Source organism: Pseudorhodoplanes sp., assembly GCF_046289595.1.
Taxonomy (GTDB): Bacteria; Pseudomonadota; Alphaproteobacteria; order Rhizobiales; family Xanthobacteraceae; genus Pseudorhodoplanes.
In genome coordinates this window covers 1-16,354 of the sequence record NZ_JBKBVB010000001.1, presented here as the reverse complement: position 1 = coordinate 16,354, position 16,354 = coordinate 1, and the positions used below count along the sequence as shown (strand labels likewise).

The 16,354-nt window shown below is 57.8% G+C and carries 18 protein-coding genes; 17 read left to right on the top strand and 1 reads right to left on the bottom strand.

Annotated elements, in window-relative coordinates; genetic code table 11:
* The first annotated feature begins 161 nt into the window (after window positions 1-161).
* The 5 genes from ACK41X_RS00090 to ACK41X_RS00070 all read left to right on the top strand — a co-directional run bounded on the left by ACK41X_RS00090 (window position 162) and on the right by ACK41X_RS00070 (window position 2,937).
* Window positions 162-611 (top strand): DUF2924 domain-containing protein, encoded by a 450-nt coding sequence (locus ACK41X_RS00090; protein ID WP_409717586.1) that lies wholly within the window; start codon window positions 162-164, stop codon window positions 609-611.
* Window positions 608-1,924: a recombinase family protein gene (locus ACK41X_RS00085; protein ID WP_409717583.1), complete on the top strand. Its 1,317-nt coding sequence runs from the start codon at window positions 608-610 to the stop codon at window positions 1,922-1,924. The genes ACK41X_RS00090 and ACK41X_RS00085 overlap by 4 nt, the downstream gene beginning before the upstream one ends.
* On the top strand, window positions 1,924-2,334 hold the full coding sequence (locus tag ACK41X_RS00080) for a hypothetical protein (RefSeq protein ID WP_409717580.1): 411 nt from the start codon (window positions 1,924-1,926) through the stop codon (window positions 2,332-2,334). Before ACK41X_RS00085 ends, ACK41X_RS00080 begins: the two co-directional genes overlap by 1 nt.
* A 282-nt stretch (window positions 2,335-2,616) precedes the next feature.
* Window positions 2,617-2,781: a hypothetical protein gene (locus ACK41X_RS00075; RefSeq protein WP_409717577.1), complete on the top strand. Its 165-nt coding sequence runs from the start codon at window positions 2,617-2,619 to the stop codon at window positions 2,779-2,781.
* A 21-nt stretch (window positions 2,782-2,802) separates the two neighbouring features.
* Window positions 2,803-2,937, top strand: coding sequence for a hypothetical protein (locus tag ACK41X_RS00070; protein WP_409717574.1), 135 nt, complete (start codon window positions 2,803-2,805; stop codon window positions 2,935-2,937).
* 506 nt (window positions 2,938-3,443) lie between these two features.
* Here the strand turns inward: ACK41X_RS00070 and ACK41X_RS00065 are convergent.
* The gene (locus ACK41X_RS00065; protein WP_409717571.1) at window positions 3,444-4,220 is read right to left on the bottom strand and encodes a hypothetical protein; all 777 of its coding nucleotides are present in this window, start codon (window positions 4,218-4,220) and stop codon (window positions 3,444-3,446) included.
* Between the two features lie 571 nt (window positions 4,221-4,791).
* On the opposite strand from ACK41X_RS00065, the gene ACK41X_RS00060 reads away from it, so the two are divergent.
* From ACK41X_RS00060 to ACK41X_RS00005, 12 genes are all read left to right on the top strand, one after another.
* On the top strand, window positions 4,792-5,352 hold the full coding sequence (locus ACK41X_RS00060) for a hypothetical protein (protein WP_409717568.1): 561 nt from the start codon (window positions 4,792-4,794) through the stop codon (window positions 5,350-5,352).
* A 705-nt stretch (window positions 5,353-6,057) separates the two neighbouring features.
* The gene (locus ACK41X_RS00055; RefSeq protein WP_409717565.1) at window positions 6,058-6,192 is read left to right on the top strand and encodes a hypothetical protein; all 135 of its coding nucleotides are present in this window, start codon (window positions 6,058-6,060) and stop codon (window positions 6,190-6,192) included.
* A gap of 266 nt (window positions 6,193-6,458) precedes the next feature.
* Window positions 6,459-6,674: a VPLPA-CTERM sorting domain-containing protein gene (locus ACK41X_RS00050; RefSeq protein WP_409717923.1), complete on the top strand. Its 216-nt coding sequence runs from the start codon at window positions 6,459-6,461 to the stop codon at window positions 6,672-6,674.
* A gap of 175 nt (window positions 6,675-6,849) precedes the next feature.
* Window positions 6,850-7,161: a hypothetical protein gene (locus tag ACK41X_RS00045; RefSeq protein WP_409717562.1), complete on the top strand. Its 312-nt coding sequence runs from the start codon at window positions 6,850-6,852 to the stop codon at window positions 7,159-7,161.
* Between the two features lie 245 nt (window positions 7,162-7,406).
* On the top strand, window positions 7,407-7,664 hold the full coding sequence (locus ACK41X_RS00040) for a hypothetical protein (protein WP_409717559.1): 258 nt from the start codon (window positions 7,407-7,409) through the stop codon (window positions 7,662-7,664).
* Between the two features lie 145 nt (window positions 7,665-7,809).
* A complete protein-coding gene (locus ACK41X_RS00035; protein WP_409717556.1) occupies window positions 7,810-9,393 on the top strand; it encodes a DUF4070 domain-containing protein in 1,584 nt (527 codons plus the stop codon).
* Between the two features lie 897 nt (window positions 9,394-10,290).
* Window positions 10,291-10,869: a hypothetical protein gene (locus ACK41X_RS00030; RefSeq protein ID WP_409717553.1), complete on the top strand. Its 579-nt coding sequence runs from the start codon at window positions 10,291-10,293 to the stop codon at window positions 10,867-10,869.
* A complete protein-coding gene (locus ACK41X_RS00025; protein WP_409717550.1) occupies window positions 10,866-12,074 on the top strand; it encodes an AAA family ATPase in 1,209 nt (402 codons plus the stop codon). The genes ACK41X_RS00030 and ACK41X_RS00025 overlap by 4 nt, the downstream gene beginning before the upstream one ends.
* Before the next feature lie 76 nt (window positions 12,075-12,150).
* Window positions 12,151-13,464 carry a tetratricopeptide repeat protein gene (locus ACK41X_RS00020; protein ID WP_409717547.1) on the top strand — a complete coding sequence of 438 codons (1,314 nt, stop codon included), beginning with the start codon at window positions 12,151-12,153 and terminating at the stop codon, window positions 13,462-13,464.
* Window positions 13,424-13,990 (top strand): hypothetical protein, encoded by a 567-nt coding sequence (locus ACK41X_RS00015; protein ID WP_409717544.1) that lies wholly within the window; start codon window positions 13,424-13,426, stop codon window positions 13,988-13,990. The genes ACK41X_RS00020 and ACK41X_RS00015 overlap by 41 nt, the downstream gene beginning before the upstream one ends.
* 252 nt (window positions 13,991-14,242) lie before the next feature.
* Window positions 14,243-15,378 (top strand): IS3 family transposase gene (locus ACK41X_RS00010; RefSeq protein WP_409717541.1). Its coding sequence is split into 2 segments (ribosomal slippage): window positions 14,243-14,513 and window positions 14,513-15,378, totalling 1,137 coding nucleotides; the frame shifts between segments, so codons are not numbered across the junction.
* A gap of 61 nt (window positions 15,379-15,439) precedes the next feature.
* Entirely contained in the window at window positions 15,440-16,111 is a 672-nt protein-coding gene (locus tag ACK41X_RS00005; protein ID WP_409717538.1) for a hypothetical protein, read from the top strand.
* The last annotated feature ends 243 nt before the right edge of the window (window positions 16,112-16,354 follow it).

Below are 16,354 nucleotides of genomic sequence, written 5' to 3'. Positions count from 1 at the left end.
TTTACCGAAAGGCTCGCAGAACTGGCTGAAATCCTCGCCGCAGGTCTGATGCGACTTCGCAGCCGGCAGTCCAGTGAATTATCTCCCGACCGTGGAGAATGTTCGCTTCACATCCCGGCCCACCGGAGGGATGTGACGGTCACCTGTTCGGAGACCGCCGGATGAACGAAAGTATTCTTGCACAACTGGCCGCACTAAAAACCGCGCCGATAGGCTCGCTGAAGCAGAAATGGCGTGATCTCTTTGAGTCCGAGCCGCCGCCCTATAACCGGCGCTTCCTGGAGCACAGATTAGCGTACCGAATTCAGGAACTGGCCTATGGCGGGCTGAAGCCTGAGACGGTCCGGCGGCTGCGCCAGCTGGCCGAGGAATTCGACGGCGGCAAGGCGGATGTCCGCCGGCGCCGCGCAGGCCATGACCGCCCGATCGCCGGCACCCGGCTGATCCGCGAATACCAGGGCGTCGAGCATTGCGTAACGGTGCGCGATGACGGCTACGAGTATCAGGGCCGGCCATACAGGTCGCTCTCGGCCATCGCGCGTGCCATCACCGGCATGCAATGGAACGGCCGCGTCTTCTTTGGCCTGAAAAATCAGCGGGGGGCGCGATGAAGAAGCCGGTCGTGCGTAAGCTCCGCTGCGCGGTGTATACGCGCAAATCGAGCGAGGAGGGGCTCGAGCAGGAATTCAATTCGCTCGACGCTCAACGCGAGGCCTGTGAGGCCTATATCGCCAGCCAGAAGCCGGAGGGCTGGGTGCTGGTGCCGGACCGCTACGATGACGGCGGCATTTCCGGGGCGACCCTGGAACGGCCGGCGCTGAAGCGGCTCCTCGCCGATATCGAGGCGCGCCGGGTCGACGTGGTCGTGGTCTACAAGATCGACCGGCTCAGCCGGGCGCTGATGGATTTCGCCAAGCTCGTCGAGGTGTTCGACCGCAATAACGTCACCTTTGTCAGTGTGACCCAGTCGTTCAACACCACGACGTCCATGGGTCGCCTCACCCTCAATATCCTCCTTTCCTTCGCCCAATTCGAGCGCGAGGTCATTGGCGAGCGCATCCGCGACAAGTTCGCGGCATCGCGCAAAAAGGGAATGTGGATGGGCGGCTTCGTTCCGCTCGGCTATGACGTGAAGGATCGTAAGCTGGTGGCCAACGAGGCCGAGGCTGCGACAGTCCGCATGATCTTCGAGCGCTTCGTCAAGATCGGCTCCGCGACCGTGCTGGTGCGGGCGCTCCGGGCGGAAGGGGTCACTGGAAAACAGCGCAAACTGGTCGACAAGGGTTACGTCTACAAGCTCCTGAACAACCGGGTCTACATCGGCCAGGCAGTGCACAAGGGCACGGCCTATCCCGGCGAGCACCAAGCGATCGTCAGCCAGGCGCTCTGGGACAAGGTCCACAGCATTCTCGGCGAAAGTCCCCGCCGGCGGGCCGCCCGGTCGCGCGCGCAGACGCCGGCCTTGCTGAAGGGCCTGATTTTCGGCCCGACAGGAAGGGCCATGACGCCGACCCACACCCGTAGGGGCGGCAGGCTTTACCGCTATTATGTGTCGACCGACGCGTTAACGCGCGACGCCGAGGCCTGTCCGGTGCGACGGATCCCGGCGGCTGAAATCGAAAGCGCGGTGATCGATCAGGTTCGCATTCTCCTTGGCGCGCCGGAAATTATCGTCGCGACGTGGCGCAAGGCGCGGCAGTCGCTCGACGGGCTTTCGGAAGCCGAGGTGCGGGAGGCACTGGAACGGCTCGACCCACTCTGGGATGAGCTCTTTCCCGCCGAGCAGGCGCGGATCGTGCAGTTGCTCGTTGAGCGGGTCGACGTAGGCGCGGACGGCGCTGATATCCGGCTGCGGACCGAGGGGCTCACGAATCTGGTCGCTGACCTCCGCGCCGTGCGCCCTAAAAAACGGAGGGCGGCGTAATGGCTGGAACGACCGTGGCTCGCGATGACCGCACTGTGACGGTGCGGGTGCCGATCGAGATCAAGCGCCGCGGCGGCCGGAAACTAGTGCTCGCGCCTGACGGCGCTGACATCAGCGGGGTGCCCGTCACCCGGCATGTCGATAACGCCATGGTCAAGGCCATCGCTCGGGCGTTCCGCTGGCGCGACATGCTGGAGAGCGGGCAGTACGCCACCATTCGCGAAATCGCCAACGCGGAGAAGATCAACGAAAGCTATGTAGGTCGGGTACTGAGGCTGACGCTGCTGGCGCCGGACATCGTTGAGGGGATCTTGCATGGACGACAGCGCGACGTCGTGAACCTGCCGGCGCTAATGAAGCCATTTCCGGTGGAATGGCCGGAGCAGCGGGCTGAGTTCGGAACCGAATAAGGAAGTTGTTAAGGGGCATGCGAAGCTTGCCGTACAGAGCCGACGGACCTCGGTCGCCGGATGACAGCGTCTGCCGATCACGCCCTGAAATTGCAAAGACTTCTGCCTGACGGCGCGCCGTAGATTATGGCCACCGGTGAGCGCCAGGGATCAGTCGGCAGAGGCCGCATGATCGCTTGGATGATCGCGATCCTGTTCGAGCTCTAATCGGACCGCGGCGAATGTCTTTTTTTATAGCGTTCCCTCGATGAATCAGAATGACTCGCCCCGGGAGCCGGCGCGATGGACCAGATTGACGTAATACCGGGCGAGAGTTGTCCTGTCTGTCAGGAGCGCATGATGGTGCGCGCCTATCTGCCAGCGAATGGCGAGTTGCCCGCCGTTGCCGGCTATCGGTGCGAAAAGTGCCAGAAAGAAGTTACGTTGGAAATTGATCGGGACGACTAACCGACACTCTGAGGTGCGGGAATGCGAGCTTTAGTTGCAGCCGCTGTTGCTCTCGCCACGCTTTGGCTCGTCGACACCACCTTCGCAAACGGCCGCTACACGCACGCCGCCAAGGTCGTCTCCCACAAAACCTTGCAGGCGATACTGCCGCGCTAAAGCCGGCTTTGTCATTTCTTCCAACCGCTTACGCCATGGAGCATCCGGATTTTTGACCTTGATCCGGTGCTTTGCACCGGGCGGATGAAGCGGTCTCTTTGCAGAGCGTTGGTAAAATCGCATCAGAATGCCTCGGATAACTATTTTTTAATTGGGCTTGAATCACCCAGCACGAACTTCCTTAAGAGCCGGCGGGTCATTCTTCGAAAACTTGAATGGTCTACTTCGGACGATTGTCATGAGTCACATCAATTCGAATTGGCCACCGCGTTGCCCTGATTGCGAGACGCAACTCAGGTTGGCTCCTACATTGCACGCTGACGGTCATCACACGCTGAAGGGTTACTTCTGCAGTCCCTGCGGGAAAGACTTCACGTGGCGTACGCTCACAGAGCATCCAAAAAACAAAGCAAACGGCTCTTGAAAAAGCAAAAGCCCGACCGCTTGCGGGTCTTGCGGCTGATTTTCAATGCGCCCGGATGACTCGCTAAAATTGGTTTCGACCGTCAAGAAATTCGGGGCGTGCTGCGCTTAAGCCGCAGCGTCCCAGCCTTCGCGCCATCCGATCCCTCATCAGACAAATACTTATGTCTGCAAGTCACGACTTCGACCTGAATACCAAGGTCATCGGTAATTGAACGGACGGTCGTCAAGCTGTGCGCCCAGCCTTTCAGCTTATAGCGAAGCGTCCGAGATTCATGCCACTTGGTTCTGCAAATAAAGGCATTCGTATTGCGACCAATCAGCAAGCAGAATGCCCGCAAGTGGTCATGCAACTCGTCGGGATGGACGTGCTGCAAGACTTTCCACGAAAACACAAAATCTGGATTAGCTTTGGCCGCGTTGGCGATTGACGTGTCAGAGATGCAAAGCAGGTTTGGTCGCCTTTCCGAGATGAGGGCATTGCCGACCAGCCCTTCCCCTAATTTCAACAATTCCTCGTCGATATCTAGGCCCCAGTAGTTTCCGGGCGCAACAAACTGCATGACGTGCTGACCGATGCGCAGCGTCCCGCAGCCATAATCGATACACACGCTATTTCTGGTTAGCCCGAGTTCCAACAGGAATTTAAACTCATCTACCCCGGCGGCTTCGAAGGGACCGTTCTTGAGATGTCCGCCGATGGTGGAATGCGGTTGCCCGTCGGAAACGCTGCGCAGCACCGATTTCACATAAAAATTCCGAAACTGTCCGCCCGCGTCGTGAGCAGCCCGAGCCGCTTCGACTTCGGCTTCCTTGAGGTTTCTAGGAAGCGCGATCGCACCGATTACCCTTTTACCCATTTTCGTCAGATAATTAGTAAGCCGCATTCGAATAGGTTATGGCCCATGATGATGAATATCAATAAATAATTCCCGTTTTGCGCGAGTTGATCACAAGAAATGCACGCCGATGAACCGAGCCGAAAGCAAAAGCCCGGCCGCTGCGGCGACCGGGCTTAAGGTAATTGCGATTTTACTCAGTCGGACATGAGAGTACCGACCGGACAAGGATGTCCAGAACTAATTCCCAGCCGGTTAACGTGAGTTGAGCGTCGCGCAGGATACGGGCCGCGCTCACGCTGAGCGCATTTTGTGCAGCCAAGACAGACTTTGTTCAGACTGTGGCACGAATGAAAAATAGGCCCGCTCTCTGCGGGCCTAGAAAGGTTCGAGGGGGAACGAAATCGCCCCGCCTCCCAGTTTCGAAAACTTACGTTTCAGATTGATGACAAGTCGGACTGTTCGGCAGTGCAGGCTTCCAACCCATCGCTGTCGGTCAGTATCGCTTTGCGGATTGTTTGGAGCGAGCTTTCAGACCCTCAGATGGTGTGCTTGAATAGAGTCGAACTGGGTCATCTCGTGGTGTGACGCCATGCGCAAACTTCTTATTGCATTTGCTTGCCTGTGCCTCTGCCTTGCCTATCAACAAAAAGCGTATGCCGTCACGGTAATCGGCGGCATGAGCGTCTCAACAGCGGTAGAATCTCCAATCCACGCCGGAGAAGAGGCCTCTCTGCTGATTTTTTTTGGGTACGATGGCTCTGTGTCCAGCCCGTTTCAAGGCGGGTTCGTAAAGATCAATTCCGGCGATGGCCAAACCAAACTTTTCGAGTTTAGCGACCGCGTGGCTGGAGGTGTGGATCGCGGAACGTGGCTCGCAGACTTCGCTTATGCGAACCCGGGGACCTATCAGCCTACAGTCAATTTTAGCTTCTTGCTTTGGGTGTCTCAAGTTATCTGCACTGGCACTGGATGTATAAGGTTTGAGGCCCCCTTTAGCTTCAGTGGCAGCGGCGATTTTGAGCAAGTGGTCGTTGTGAAAGAGACGCCTTTGCCGACGGCCCTCCCGCTCTTCGCCTCCGCACTAATCGGTGGCGGCGTAATCGCTTGGCGCAAGAAGCGGAAACAGAAAGCTGAAGCCATCGCAGCTTGAAACTTATCCTGCCGGCAATAGGCGCGGTCACGGTGCGGGCTTTTTGCGGAGGGGTGGCGAAACCGCGCTACTGAATGCCTCGGATAACCATATTTTAATGGGGCTTGTATTACCCCGCGCGAATTTCATTAACAGCCTGCGGGTCATTCTTCGAAAACTAGAATGGTCTCCTGCGGGCGATTGTCATGGGTTACACCAATTCACGCTGGCCACCTCGCTGCCCCGATTGCAAGACGCAACTCAGGCTATTGCCTACATCGAGCGCTGATGGCCATCCGACGTTGAAAGGCTTTTTCTGCAGTCCGTGTGGTAAAGAATTCACATGGCGCACGCTCAATGAGCGCCAAAATTACAAAACAAACGACGCTTGAGTTGGAAAACAAAAGCCCGGCCGGGCTGGTTCAGGCGGCCCTAGCCGCCACAGCCCACGCCTCGCAGTGAAGCCCGCCCTTCGCAGAAATGCGGTTAAACTGCGAAGGGCGGGCGAACGGTTTGAAGGTGGCCGTCCGCGAAACATGCTACGAGTCAGTGCTTAACAGACGGTGGGCGTCGTCAGGAATCCATTAGGCAAAAGCCCGGCCGGGTGAGGCTCCGGCCGGGCTTAAGGGAATTGCGATTTCTCCGGCCGAGCCATGAGCTAGGCGCCGACCGATCCAAGGATAACCCAACATGGTTTCCGCTCCCTTAATACGGCAACCCCATTAGATGAAGATTCTTGTCGCCACCGTCGTTGCCCTGGGCACGCTCTGGCTCGTCGACGTCTCTTTTACAAACGGCCGCTACACACACACCGCCAAGGTCGTATTCGACAGAACCTTGCAGGCGATACTGCCACGTTGAGCGGCCACTGATTATCCCGCCCCGCGATGAAGCCTGCACCTATCCCAAATGGGACATGTCAAAGTAAATATCTCCGTCTAGTCTTGATTGATAACCAAGGCTCTCGGGCGCGACGTCCCACATTGCGTCCGTGAACGAGAGTCCGCCCTTGGAGCCTTGCTGGGGGCGGACTTTTTTCACCGCACCTATCGTCAGGATGAGTCAGACCGCGTGAGCCCGGACCTGGTTTCGGCGGTTTGCCCCGAGTTCGGCTGACGCGAATGTAAATCGGCCTTGCAACCAAACTGTTTGGCGGAACTGGGCTCGGAGGCGACGTAACAATTCGTCAGTCTACGGACGTCGGACTGAGTTTTTCCATAACCTATGAATACCAAACCCCAAGCGAGGTACCGGTTCCAGCGGCACTCCCGCTCTTCCTCGGCGGCCTCGGAGCAATGGTTTGGGCGGCGCGCCGCAGAAAACAAAAGGCGGAAGCAGCCTAACACAGAAGAGCCTAACTCCGTCCCCAAGAGTCCGAGCTATTGGGCCGGCGTGACAATGTTCTCTCGACTGGATTGAGCGCGGTCATCACGGTGGCCACGCTTTTCGTTTGTCGTGTGATCAGTGAGGCGGCGCTTTCAAGTTATTGCTGCTCGCCGGTCTCATGCTCAGCGCAGAGTGGGCGCGTCGGTTACCGGAAACATCTCGTCCAGTGCGCCGCGCGCGTCGCCGAAAGCCTCCCGCGCCGTTGTGGTTCGGACGGGTCGAAACGAAAATTCTTGGTACGGCCTTGTTTTCCCGCATGGCGTTTGCGATTGCTTTGACGAGAAACGTCGCGGCAAAATCCACTGTTTGAGCATCGTGATCGTCTGCGGTGCCATCGAAGGACCGCTGGCAGGAAAAAGATGGGAACAAACCACGCAGATGTTCGAAGCGGTGCCAAGCAAAAAAAACGGCCCGCGCGCCACGGGCCTTCTGGTCGTCCCGTGAAGCGGAGGGGCCTCACGGTACTTTGCGCGTGACGGACTAGGGAGAATCCGTCCTCAAACCCTTTAGTTCGTAGATTGATGATTTGGTCTGAGCCCCGCGGTTCATCGAGCGATGCCGCAATGTTATAATTGTCGATTCCGGGCCGTTAATCGTCTGACTTTCAACCCGAGAGCGAGATTGGTTTTGATGAGGCACTGGGACAATATGCCGTTAATGCTATTCTTTGACTTGTGATACCGCTCTCTATGACCGACGTTCTTACGATTATCCATTCATCGCTGTCGGGCGAATTTATCCGCGATGGCATCGCTGTCTTGGTCGAAGTTTACCAACTGAGTGATTGCGACGGATGGGCTTCGGAAGTGACGTATGGCCATGATTCTCCGATCATCTGGACCGAGGAATTCTCGACCGACGAGGCTGCATTCGATGCGTTCAGTGCGCTCGTTGACGAGAGGGGATTAATCGCAGTCGTCAACGGCGAAGCGGGTCCAGGCCACTAGCGATGACACAATACGAATGCGCAACCGATGATCCTAGCCGCTTCTATCACAGCCATGTATATGGGCAGCGATGGCTATAATCAGTCCACCCAATGCAGATCAGTCCGAGTCAAATGTAATCGCATTTCGGGCGTGCAGAGTTCTTATGATTTATCCTCGCTTTTCCGGGGAAACCTTTTGGAATTTCGCGGCTGCTTGCGAAATATTCGGAGCACGCTATCCGACCCCTCCGCTTGGTCTGATCACGGTCGCGGCGCTCTTGCCACCATCCTGGTCGGTCCGACTCGTCGACCGAAACGTCGAAGAACTCACCGAGAGCGATCTAGAGTGGGCAGATTTGGTTATGACTGGTGGCATGTTGCCCCAGCATGACGACCTGCTGGAAATCATCGACGTTTGCCGAAAGCGTGAAACGCCGGTCACCATTGGCGGACCTGCCGCGACCTCAGTTCCGAACTTCTATTCCAGGGCGAATTTTCAGGTCCTTGGCGAGGTTGAAGACGTATTGGGCGAGTTCGTGGCGGCATGGGAAGCGGGCGCGCGAGAGGGAGTGTTTCAAGCCAAGAAATTTGAGATTGATGTGAGAAAGACACCGATCCCACGCTTCGATCTCTTGAAGTTCGATCATTACCTTTACGTTGGCGTGCAGTTCTCTCGTGGGTGTCCCTTCACCTGCGAGTTCTGCGATATCATCGAGCTATACGGGCGCGTTCCTCGCACAAAGTCGAATGCGCAGATGCTGGCTGAACTCGATAAATTATACCAGCTTGGCTATCGCGGACATGTTGATTTTGTCGACGACAACCTCATCGGAAACAAGAAAGCAGTAAAGGCGTTCCTACCCGAGCTTAAGGCGTGGCTCGAGCGACATGATTATCCATTCGAGTTCACTACGGAGGCATCACTCAATCTGGCTGACGATCAAGAATTGCTCAGACTGATGAATGAGGCAAACTTCGTCGGTGTATTCATGGGTATCGAAAGCCCAGATCCCGACACTCTCTTTCAAATGAGCAAGAAGCAAAATACCCGACGCAATATTGCCGACAGCATTCACAAAATCTATGCAGCCGGCATGTTCGTGACAGCCGGCTTCATAGTGGGCTTCGACACCGAAAAAAGCGGCATGGCGGAGGCCATGGTCGCTCTAATTGAGGACGCGGCAATTCCCGTCTGCATGGTTGGCTTGCTCTACGCGTTGCCAAACACACAACTTGCTCGCCGTCTCACGAAAGAGGGCCGACTGCATCCTCCGCCGGAATTTGCGTCAAGCCGCGCGGATCAATGTACGTTGGGTTTGAATTTCGACACGCTCCGGCCGCGGCAGGAGGTCCTTACCGACTACAAAAATATCCTGGAGCGGGTTTACCACCCAGCCGCCTTTGCTGGACGCCTTCAGCGCCTGGCCAACCTGCTCGATAATTCAAATCGAAAACGACAAGGCGTAGCGGGGGATTCCAGACGAAAATTCCAGAGCACGGTGCAGCGAATTATCGACAATCTGCCGGACTGCCCAGACGCGTTTCGACGGATATTAGTTCAGTGTGCGACGAGCAACCCAAACTCATTGCGCTCCATTGTGACGCTGATGGCATTCTATCTCCATCTAGGGCCGTTCTCGCGCCATGTGGTCGCGCAGATCGAACATAGGATCGCCGATCTCGACGAAGTTTCGCTACCGCAGCGCGCACCTACTGACGGCCCGACTTATCCTGCGCCTAGTGCGTAGCGTGCGAGCCGCATGGGCTTTCCAACAGACCAGCGCTCCCCAACTGTCCGGCTGTAGTCCAGCGGCTGTGTTCGGCTCTAGGCGGTCGCGAGCATCGGTGCGAGATCCCCATAAGCAGCGCGCATCACATTCGTATCAAGCGGTTCAAAAAGCCCTGCAATAACAACGTCGCAGTTCGCTCTCAGATTCTCTCGCCCCTGCGAAATAATCATTCAAAGTGCGGAGGTTGCCCTCTCCAAAAGCGTATTAAAATCAACAACCTACGAGAACCGTACTAAATCCGCAAAGTCGTGAGGTTTGGAGAGAAGCGGGCGAAGAGAGAAAATTGCGGGCTCCGAGTGGGCCAGCGCAGTGCGGAGGTTTTATCGCGAAAGCCCGCCGTTATTGGGCTTTCGAGCAGGCTCGGTGAAGGCGCTGAGAATGTTGGTCGCGGTGTGACTGGCGGAGGGAGTGCGTCTTTGGTCCAACCTTCTCTCATGATGAGAGTATGATAGTAATCAGATGCCCTTCCTGCAGGAAGACCATCTTTTCGTATCCCTTGGGGGCAATCGACCACGTCGGCTCTTTGGTGGTCTCCAATCGGTTCCTTCTCGGGGGAGAACAACGTTGTTCCGCCGGAACGCGCAGTCTGAGCCGCCATCTGCACGTCCCTCTGATCACGCACAAAGTCTGTGTCTGCCCGGGCCAACCGCCATGAATGCTGGCGTGGAGCGATCCATACGCCTGGGTCTGAACGGCTGTGACTGGGATGCTGATGCCCGTTGCTAAAATTGCGTCAGTTCCGTCGACGACTGGGTAACTACAGTTGGCGTGCTCAACAGGCTCACAACGTCATTTAAACGCCGCGTCAATCTGTGCGGCTAAAGTACGCGCCAATCTCTTGCAGGTTGTGAGTGTATGTCTGAGCCGCAGCAGCTTCCAGCACCAAGAATTGCCAATCCTGTACTGGCGCCGCCACTTGGTATGGGCCCGGCGACATTGGGTTTGGGTGGATTCCTGGTTGCTGCCTTGGCAATCGGCATATGGAGCTTTTCAAAAGTTGAACGCCAAACGGCGGCTAAAGCGCCGAACCAAATTTCTCAGCTTAGCGATGGGTTCGTCACGCCGATCTCGTCTGGCGATCACGCTAATATAGCCGCAGCGCTTGCGGTTCTGCATTTGCCCGAGGCGCAAAGATTGCAGGTGAAGCGCGATGTCCTTGAGGGCCGGCAAAGGCTGGGCTGGATCATATTCATCGACAGCATTGACCCCGATGGCGATATCGTCGCGGTGGAAGCCGCCGGGCTTGTGCAACACGTGAGCCTGACCAAAGCCTGGACGGCGGTGGCCGTTCCGCTTTCCGGCACGCCTATCGGCATTACGGCGGTTCGAGATGGGGCTGGCGGCGGCGTGACGGTTGCGCTTGCGACTCGGGCCGGGCCGGTCACGCTCCGGATTTTGTTACCGGGCGAGCGCATCGAAGTAGCCGCGCCATGATGCCGATCGGACTTATGAGCCCGTGGATCAGCCGGCTGATCATCGTGATGTTTATCTTTGCCGCCTATTCGGCGTCGCCAAGTCTTGCGTTCTGGCTAGTGACGGGAGCCGCCATTGCGGCCGTCGCCACATATCTCTTTCATGGACGTTATCTACCGAGGTTCATCATGGATGTGCTCGATCGTTTGACAAATCGCACCGCGCTGGAAGACAGCTACCGTGCCAAGAGCAAGCAGCTCATCACGATAGACGCAGATGATCTGGCGCGCCGCGTCAAAGCCCGCGTCATCGGCCAGGATGAAGCTGTCGAGGCCATCGCCATTCAATTGCGCCGGCGTATTGCGGCGCGCCGTCGCGACAAGCCGCTTGCGGTGTTCTGCCTTGCAGGCCCTCCGGGCGTCGGCAAAACGCATCTGGCGAAGGTGCTTGCTCAGGAGCTCTACGGCAATCGCAGCCATCTGCATTTCTTTGATATGAGCCAGTTCGGTCAGCCGCACGCGGCGGCGAGCCTGTTTGGACAGGCGCGCGGCTATGTCGGCTCGACCAGCTATGGCGCGCTGACGGCGGCGTTGCGCGACAGTCCAGAAGCAGTGGTATTGCTAGATGAATTCGAGAAGGCGCATCCGGACGTTCACAAGCGCTTCCTGACCGCCTGGAACGACGGCTTTGTGACGGAGGTCAGCGACGGAGCCCGCGTTCCGACGAATGATGCAATCTTCATTCTCACGACGAATGCGGCGTCCCGCCGGATCGGCGAAATCGCGGAGAACAGCCGGGGCAAGCCGGACGAGATCGCGCGCCTCTCCAAGGCGGCATTGGCGGACGCGCAATTTGCGCCGGAAGTGCTCTCGCGGATCGACGAGGTTTTCGCCTTCCGTCCGCTGAAGGGGCTCGATATCGCCCGCGTCGTGGCGCTGGAGATCGAGACCCTTGCCAGGCAGTTCGGTCTCGAGATCGCCGACGGCGGCATCGATCCGAAAATCCTCCTGGACGCGGTGGAAGCACTTTCCCAGCAGATGCACGGCGGTGTTCGCGACATCACCCGCGAGATCGAGCGCGAGGTGACCGACAGCCTGATCGAGGCGCGCGCCAATGGCGCAACGCGCATCCGGTTGCTTTCGGATGGTGCGTCGACCAAGGCCATCGCGCTGGATGCCCGCAACGAGCCGGCTGCGGTGCCGGCGAAGAGCGAACTGACAGCGTGAGCGGCCAATGAGCGCGCTTGGCAGCGATCACCGGCCCAGCCCGGTCCTTGGCACCAGCTACCGGAGCCCATGGCGGGTGGCATGGGATCTTTGGCGCGCCCGCGGCAGCTTTCGCGGTTTTGTCGAGTTCGCCATTATCGGCGGTATCGTCATCTGGTTTCTGGAAGCGCGGGGCGCGCCGGAGCTGCCGGCTGTCTTGAAAGACGTGGGAGAGGCAGCGGGCATTCAGATCCGGACCGCACCGAAGCAGAATGCAACCCTGCCGCTCGGCAAGAAAACCCAAGCTCCGCTCGCGCCCACGCTTGGCGAAATCGAGCTGGACCATCGGCACTTTGAAGCGGCGCCAGAGCCGTTGCGTTCGCAGTTGACACAGGCGCTCGACGCCTATCGCGCTCGCCGCTATCAGGCCGCGCTCGATCTTCTGAACGAGGCCGATCCCGATGATCGGCTGGTGCTGCTGATGCGCGGGCTGGCACTGATCGCGTTGCGGGGCGGAGACACCTTCCAGACCGGCATCGGCCTGCTGAAAAGGGCGGTCGAGCGCGGCGAGCCGAAGGCGATGGGTTTCCTCGGCATTATGACCCTCACCGGCCTGCCTGGACTGAACAGGAATGTGGAGGAAGGCCGCGCCCATTTGGAGCGGGCTGCGAAAGCCGGCGAAATCAGCGCATTGCGCGTGCTGGGCGAAGGCTACCTCACGGGCTGGATCGGTTCGATCGATCCTGCGCGGGCGGCGACCTATCTGCGGGCGGCCTCCGACCGGGGAGATCTCCAGTCGACCTTCCGCCTCGCGGAATCCTATTTCGTGGGACGCGGCATGGCGCAGGACCACAAGGAAGCCGAACGTCTGTTCGTCCTGGCCGCCGAGAGGGGACATGCCGAAGCCCAGGCCATGCTCGGCACCTGGCGCCTCTTTCCATATCTCAGCGGAGTTTCAGCCGATCCTTCAGAGGCTCTGCAATGGCTCGAACGCGCCGCCGCGCAGGGTGAGCCGCATGCGATGGAAAATCTCGGCCTGTTCTATGTGGAATACGGCAAGCGTTCCGGTCAGCAGGATGTGCCGCGCGGCGTCGACATCTTCCGCCAATGCACCGAACAGACCCTGCACGGCGCCTGCGCATTCGCCTATGCGACGGCGCTCCATCACGGCGAAGGCATCCCGCGCGATCCGGTGCAGGCCTACGCTCTTTACACCCTGTCCAATTCGCGCGGCGAGAATCCCAAGGCCGTCACGCGGATGAACGAGCTCAAGAAAACGCTGTCCGCGGACGAGATTCAACGCGCCAATGCCATGGTCGCGGAGTTCGCGGCGAAATACGGAAAGAAATCAACCCCGGAGACGCCGCTCCTTGACTGCAGTTTCAGATCAGGACGCCCCTGCGCCGGCTAAAAAACGCTCGCCTGCCCCAAGCGCGATCCTCTGGGCGGGAACGCTCCTGACCGGGTTCGTCATCTTTTGGGGCGCCTATGGGACTTGGGTAGGGACGCTCGGGATTCCACTGGAGCTTCGGCCCGGAGGCGTCACGCTCGACGGTGCCTTGGAAAAAGTTCGCCCCTGGGCGCCATGGTGGATCATGCCGTCAATCACGGCGCTGGTCGGCATGCTGTTTTGGCGCTGGATCGCGCAAAGACACGAAACGGTATCTTTTTTAGGGGCCGCGCTCGCTTACGTTCTGACATTGGCCGCAAGCTTCATGGTCGGGAACTTCTGCCTGCAACTGGGCTCAATTGCTCAATATCAGCCGCAGCCGCCGCTCTGGAAAATAACTGGCATCCTGCCGCTCATTTTCCTGGAAGGACTTTCCTTCATCGCGATCAACTTCGTCTATCACGGGCCTGTCGCAGTGCCTCTTTACGCAATGACCGGTCTAATAGTGGCAATATCTATTCGTGTAGCATTGCACTTCAGCAGGTGAATGTGCGCCGCGCATAATTTGCAAACTCGCGACGTAGTTTGATCGATGAATTTGTAGCGAGCTATTCGCTCTCACAAACATGTCCACACCAAATATTAGAATACCTCGCGTCACACAACATTCACTTGCGCAAGTATCGTGCGGACCCTAACATCGCAATAATCTACTTATGGGGTTCGCGTGATGAGAGGTGGTGCCGGTTTGTGAGACAGGGGCATAAGGTGGATTGACCGATGAAAAGGACGATCCAGTATGAAGACACGCAGACGGTTCTCGGCCGAGTTCAAGGCCAAGGTCGCGCTTGAGGCGATCCGCGGCGAGCGGACGATTTCGGAGCTGGCGACGAAGCACCAGCTTCACCCGAACCAGATCACGCAATGGAAGCGGCAGGCCATCGAGAACCTGGCCAAGGCGTTTGACGACAAGGCTGCTGATGCGCAGGTCGGCCGGGAAGCCGAGGTGACGAAGCTGCACGCCAAGATCGGCCAGCTCGTCGTCGAGCGGGATTTTTTGGCCAAGGCCTTCGATCGCTGAGCCTGGATCGGAGGAGAATGATGATTGATCCCGATCACAACCGGCTCTCGATCCGCCGCCAGTGCGAACTGGTCTCGATCTCGCGTGCTTCGTTCTATCGGCAGCCTGCCGGCGAGACGCCCGAGAACCTTAAGCTGATGCGCATCATCGACGAGGCCTTCATGGAAATGCCCTGGTATGGCTCGCGCCAGATGGCCCGGCATCTGCGCCGCCAGGGCTGGTGCGTGGGCCGCAAGCGGGTCCGGCGGCTGATGCGCAAGATCGGCCTGTCGCCGATCTACCAAGCGCCGAAGACCAGCGAGCCGCATCCACAGCATCGCATCTATCCCTACCTGCTGCGGCATTTGAGCATCGAGCGGCCCAATCAGGTCTGGTGCGCCGACGTGACCTACATCCCGATGCGGCGCGGCTTCCTCTACCTCGTCGCCATCATGGACTGGTTCAGCCGCAAGGTGCTGGCCTGGCGGCTGTCGAACACGATGGACGCCGACTTCTGCGTCGCCGCTCTTGAAGAGGCGATCGCCCGCCATGGCAGACCCGACATCTTCAACACGGATCAGGGGAGCCAGTTCACCAGCTTCTCCTTCACCACGACGCTGAAGGACGCCGGCATCCGCATATCCATGGACGGGCGCGGCCGCTGGATGGACAATGTCTTCATCGAGCGGCTATGGCGCAGCCTCAAATACGAGTGCGTCTTCCTCAATGCCTTCGAGACCGGCAGCCATGCGCGCAGCGGCATCGGTTCCTGGATCGACTACTATAACCGGCGACGCCCGCACTCGGCCTTCGGCGGCAGGACACCCGACGAGGTCTATGATACGGCGGAAATGACGGAGCAATTGGCGGCCTAAAAACGAACCCGATCCACCTTAGCCGAGCCGCCAAACTGTCTCACCAGGCGGGACCACCTCTATGCGCGAAATGTTTCGCTTGTTGAAGGCCGTATCCTTCGCTGCAGTTTGGATATTTGTCTTTATGCAGTCTGCATCATCTAATCCCCCAGATCGAATTGGCAGCGTTAGAATTATTATCGCAGATCATACGTTCATAGTCCCACGCATTCTTCTCAGCAGCGTCATATCACCGAGCGGAAAAGACGAGGGATTGTGGCGAAAACAGAACGAATTAAGCGCGCTGAGTTTTCAGATTTCAGCCTACAAATCCAATCTCGGTACATCGCAATATGAGCAGTGGACTAGGCACAAAGGGCTACCAAATCAAATAAGAATAGGGAAGGCATTGGACAGCTTTCAGTCAACTTTCAATCGCTTAATGGAAGCGAAGAAGACTTACCCTCAAAAGCGGACGCGGGATGGTTTTGAAGTAACCGAAACAGGATCTGCAATTCTGTATAACGCCATCAATTTCGGTCTTCGTTCTTCTGATAACGAACCAATCGTGTTTGCGTGTTCGAAAAACGCTAATTTGAGAGCGGGGCATACCTGCCGAACTGCATATCGCTATGGGCGCGAACTAACAATTTTCTATTCATTCGACGACAGCAATGCATCGATACAAGAATGGGTTCATCTTGACGGGCGCGTTCGTGAGTACGTTGAAATGCTATCAGCTAAGCGCAGCTAGAAATCGCGGGGGGACAATATGTCTGGAGGATATACGTTCTCGTCGACCCAACTGATCCAAATTCAAGAGTTTTACGATAATCAAAATTGGGTAGGCGCATATGAATATGTGCTCCAGGCAATCAGCGATCTGAACCGCCCCGGGTTTGCCGGAGGCTCCAACTCTTGAGAGGATGGAGCCATGACGAAGCAGACCAGCAGTAAATTTTCACCTGAGGTCCGGGCCCGTGCGGTTCGGATGGTT

Excerpts from the sequence above, each read along its gene's own strand:
- ACK41X_RS00090 (WP_409717586.1), top strand. The coding sequence starts at position 162 with ATGAACGAAAGTATTCTTGCACAACTGGCCGCACTAAAAACCGCGCCG.
- ACK41X_RS00085 (WP_409717583.1), top strand. The coding sequence starts at position 608 with ATGAAGAAGCCGGTCGTGCGTAAGCTCCGCTGCGCGGTGTATACGCGC.
- ACK41X_RS00080 (WP_409717580.1), top strand. The coding sequence starts at position 1,924 with ATGGCTGGAACGACCGTGGCTCGCGATGACCGCACTGTGACGGTGCGG.
- ACK41X_RS00075 (WP_409717577.1), top strand. The coding sequence starts at position 2,617 with ATGGACCAGATTGACGTAATACCGGGCGAGAGTTGTCCTGTCTGTCAG.
- ACK41X_RS00070 (WP_409717574.1), top strand. The coding sequence starts at position 2,803 with ATGCGAGCTTTAGTTGCAGCCGCTGTTGCTCTCGCCACGCTTTGGCTC.
- ACK41X_RS00065 (WP_409717571.1), bottom strand. The coding sequence starts at position 4,220 with ATGGGTAAAAGGGTAATCGGTGCGATCGCGCTTCCTAGAAACCTCAAG.
- ACK41X_RS00060 (WP_409717568.1), top strand. The coding sequence starts at position 4,792 with ATGCGCAAACTTCTTATTGCATTTGCTTGCCTGTGCCTCTGCCTTGCC.
- ACK41X_RS00055 (WP_409717565.1), top strand. The coding sequence starts at position 6,058 with ATGAAGATTCTTGTCGCCACCGTCGTTGCCCTGGGCACGCTCTGGCTC.
- ACK41X_RS00040 (WP_409717559.1), top strand. The coding sequence starts at position 7,407 with ATGACCGACGTTCTTACGATTATCCATTCATCGCTGTCGGGCGAATTT.
- ACK41X_RS00035 (WP_409717556.1), top strand. The coding sequence starts at position 7,810 with ATGATTTATCCTCGCTTTTCCGGGGAAACCTTTTGGAATTTCGCGGCT.
- ACK41X_RS00030 (WP_409717553.1), top strand. The coding sequence starts at position 10,291 with ATGTCTGAGCCGCAGCAGCTTCCAGCACCAAGAATTGCCAATCCTGTA.
- ACK41X_RS00025 (WP_409717550.1), top strand. The coding sequence starts at position 10,866 with ATGATGCCGATCGGACTTATGAGCCCGTGGATCAGCCGGCTGATCATC.
- ACK41X_RS00005 (WP_409717538.1), top strand. The coding sequence starts at position 15,440 with ATGCGCGAAATGTTTCGCTTGTTGAAGGCCGTATCCTTCGCTGCAGTT.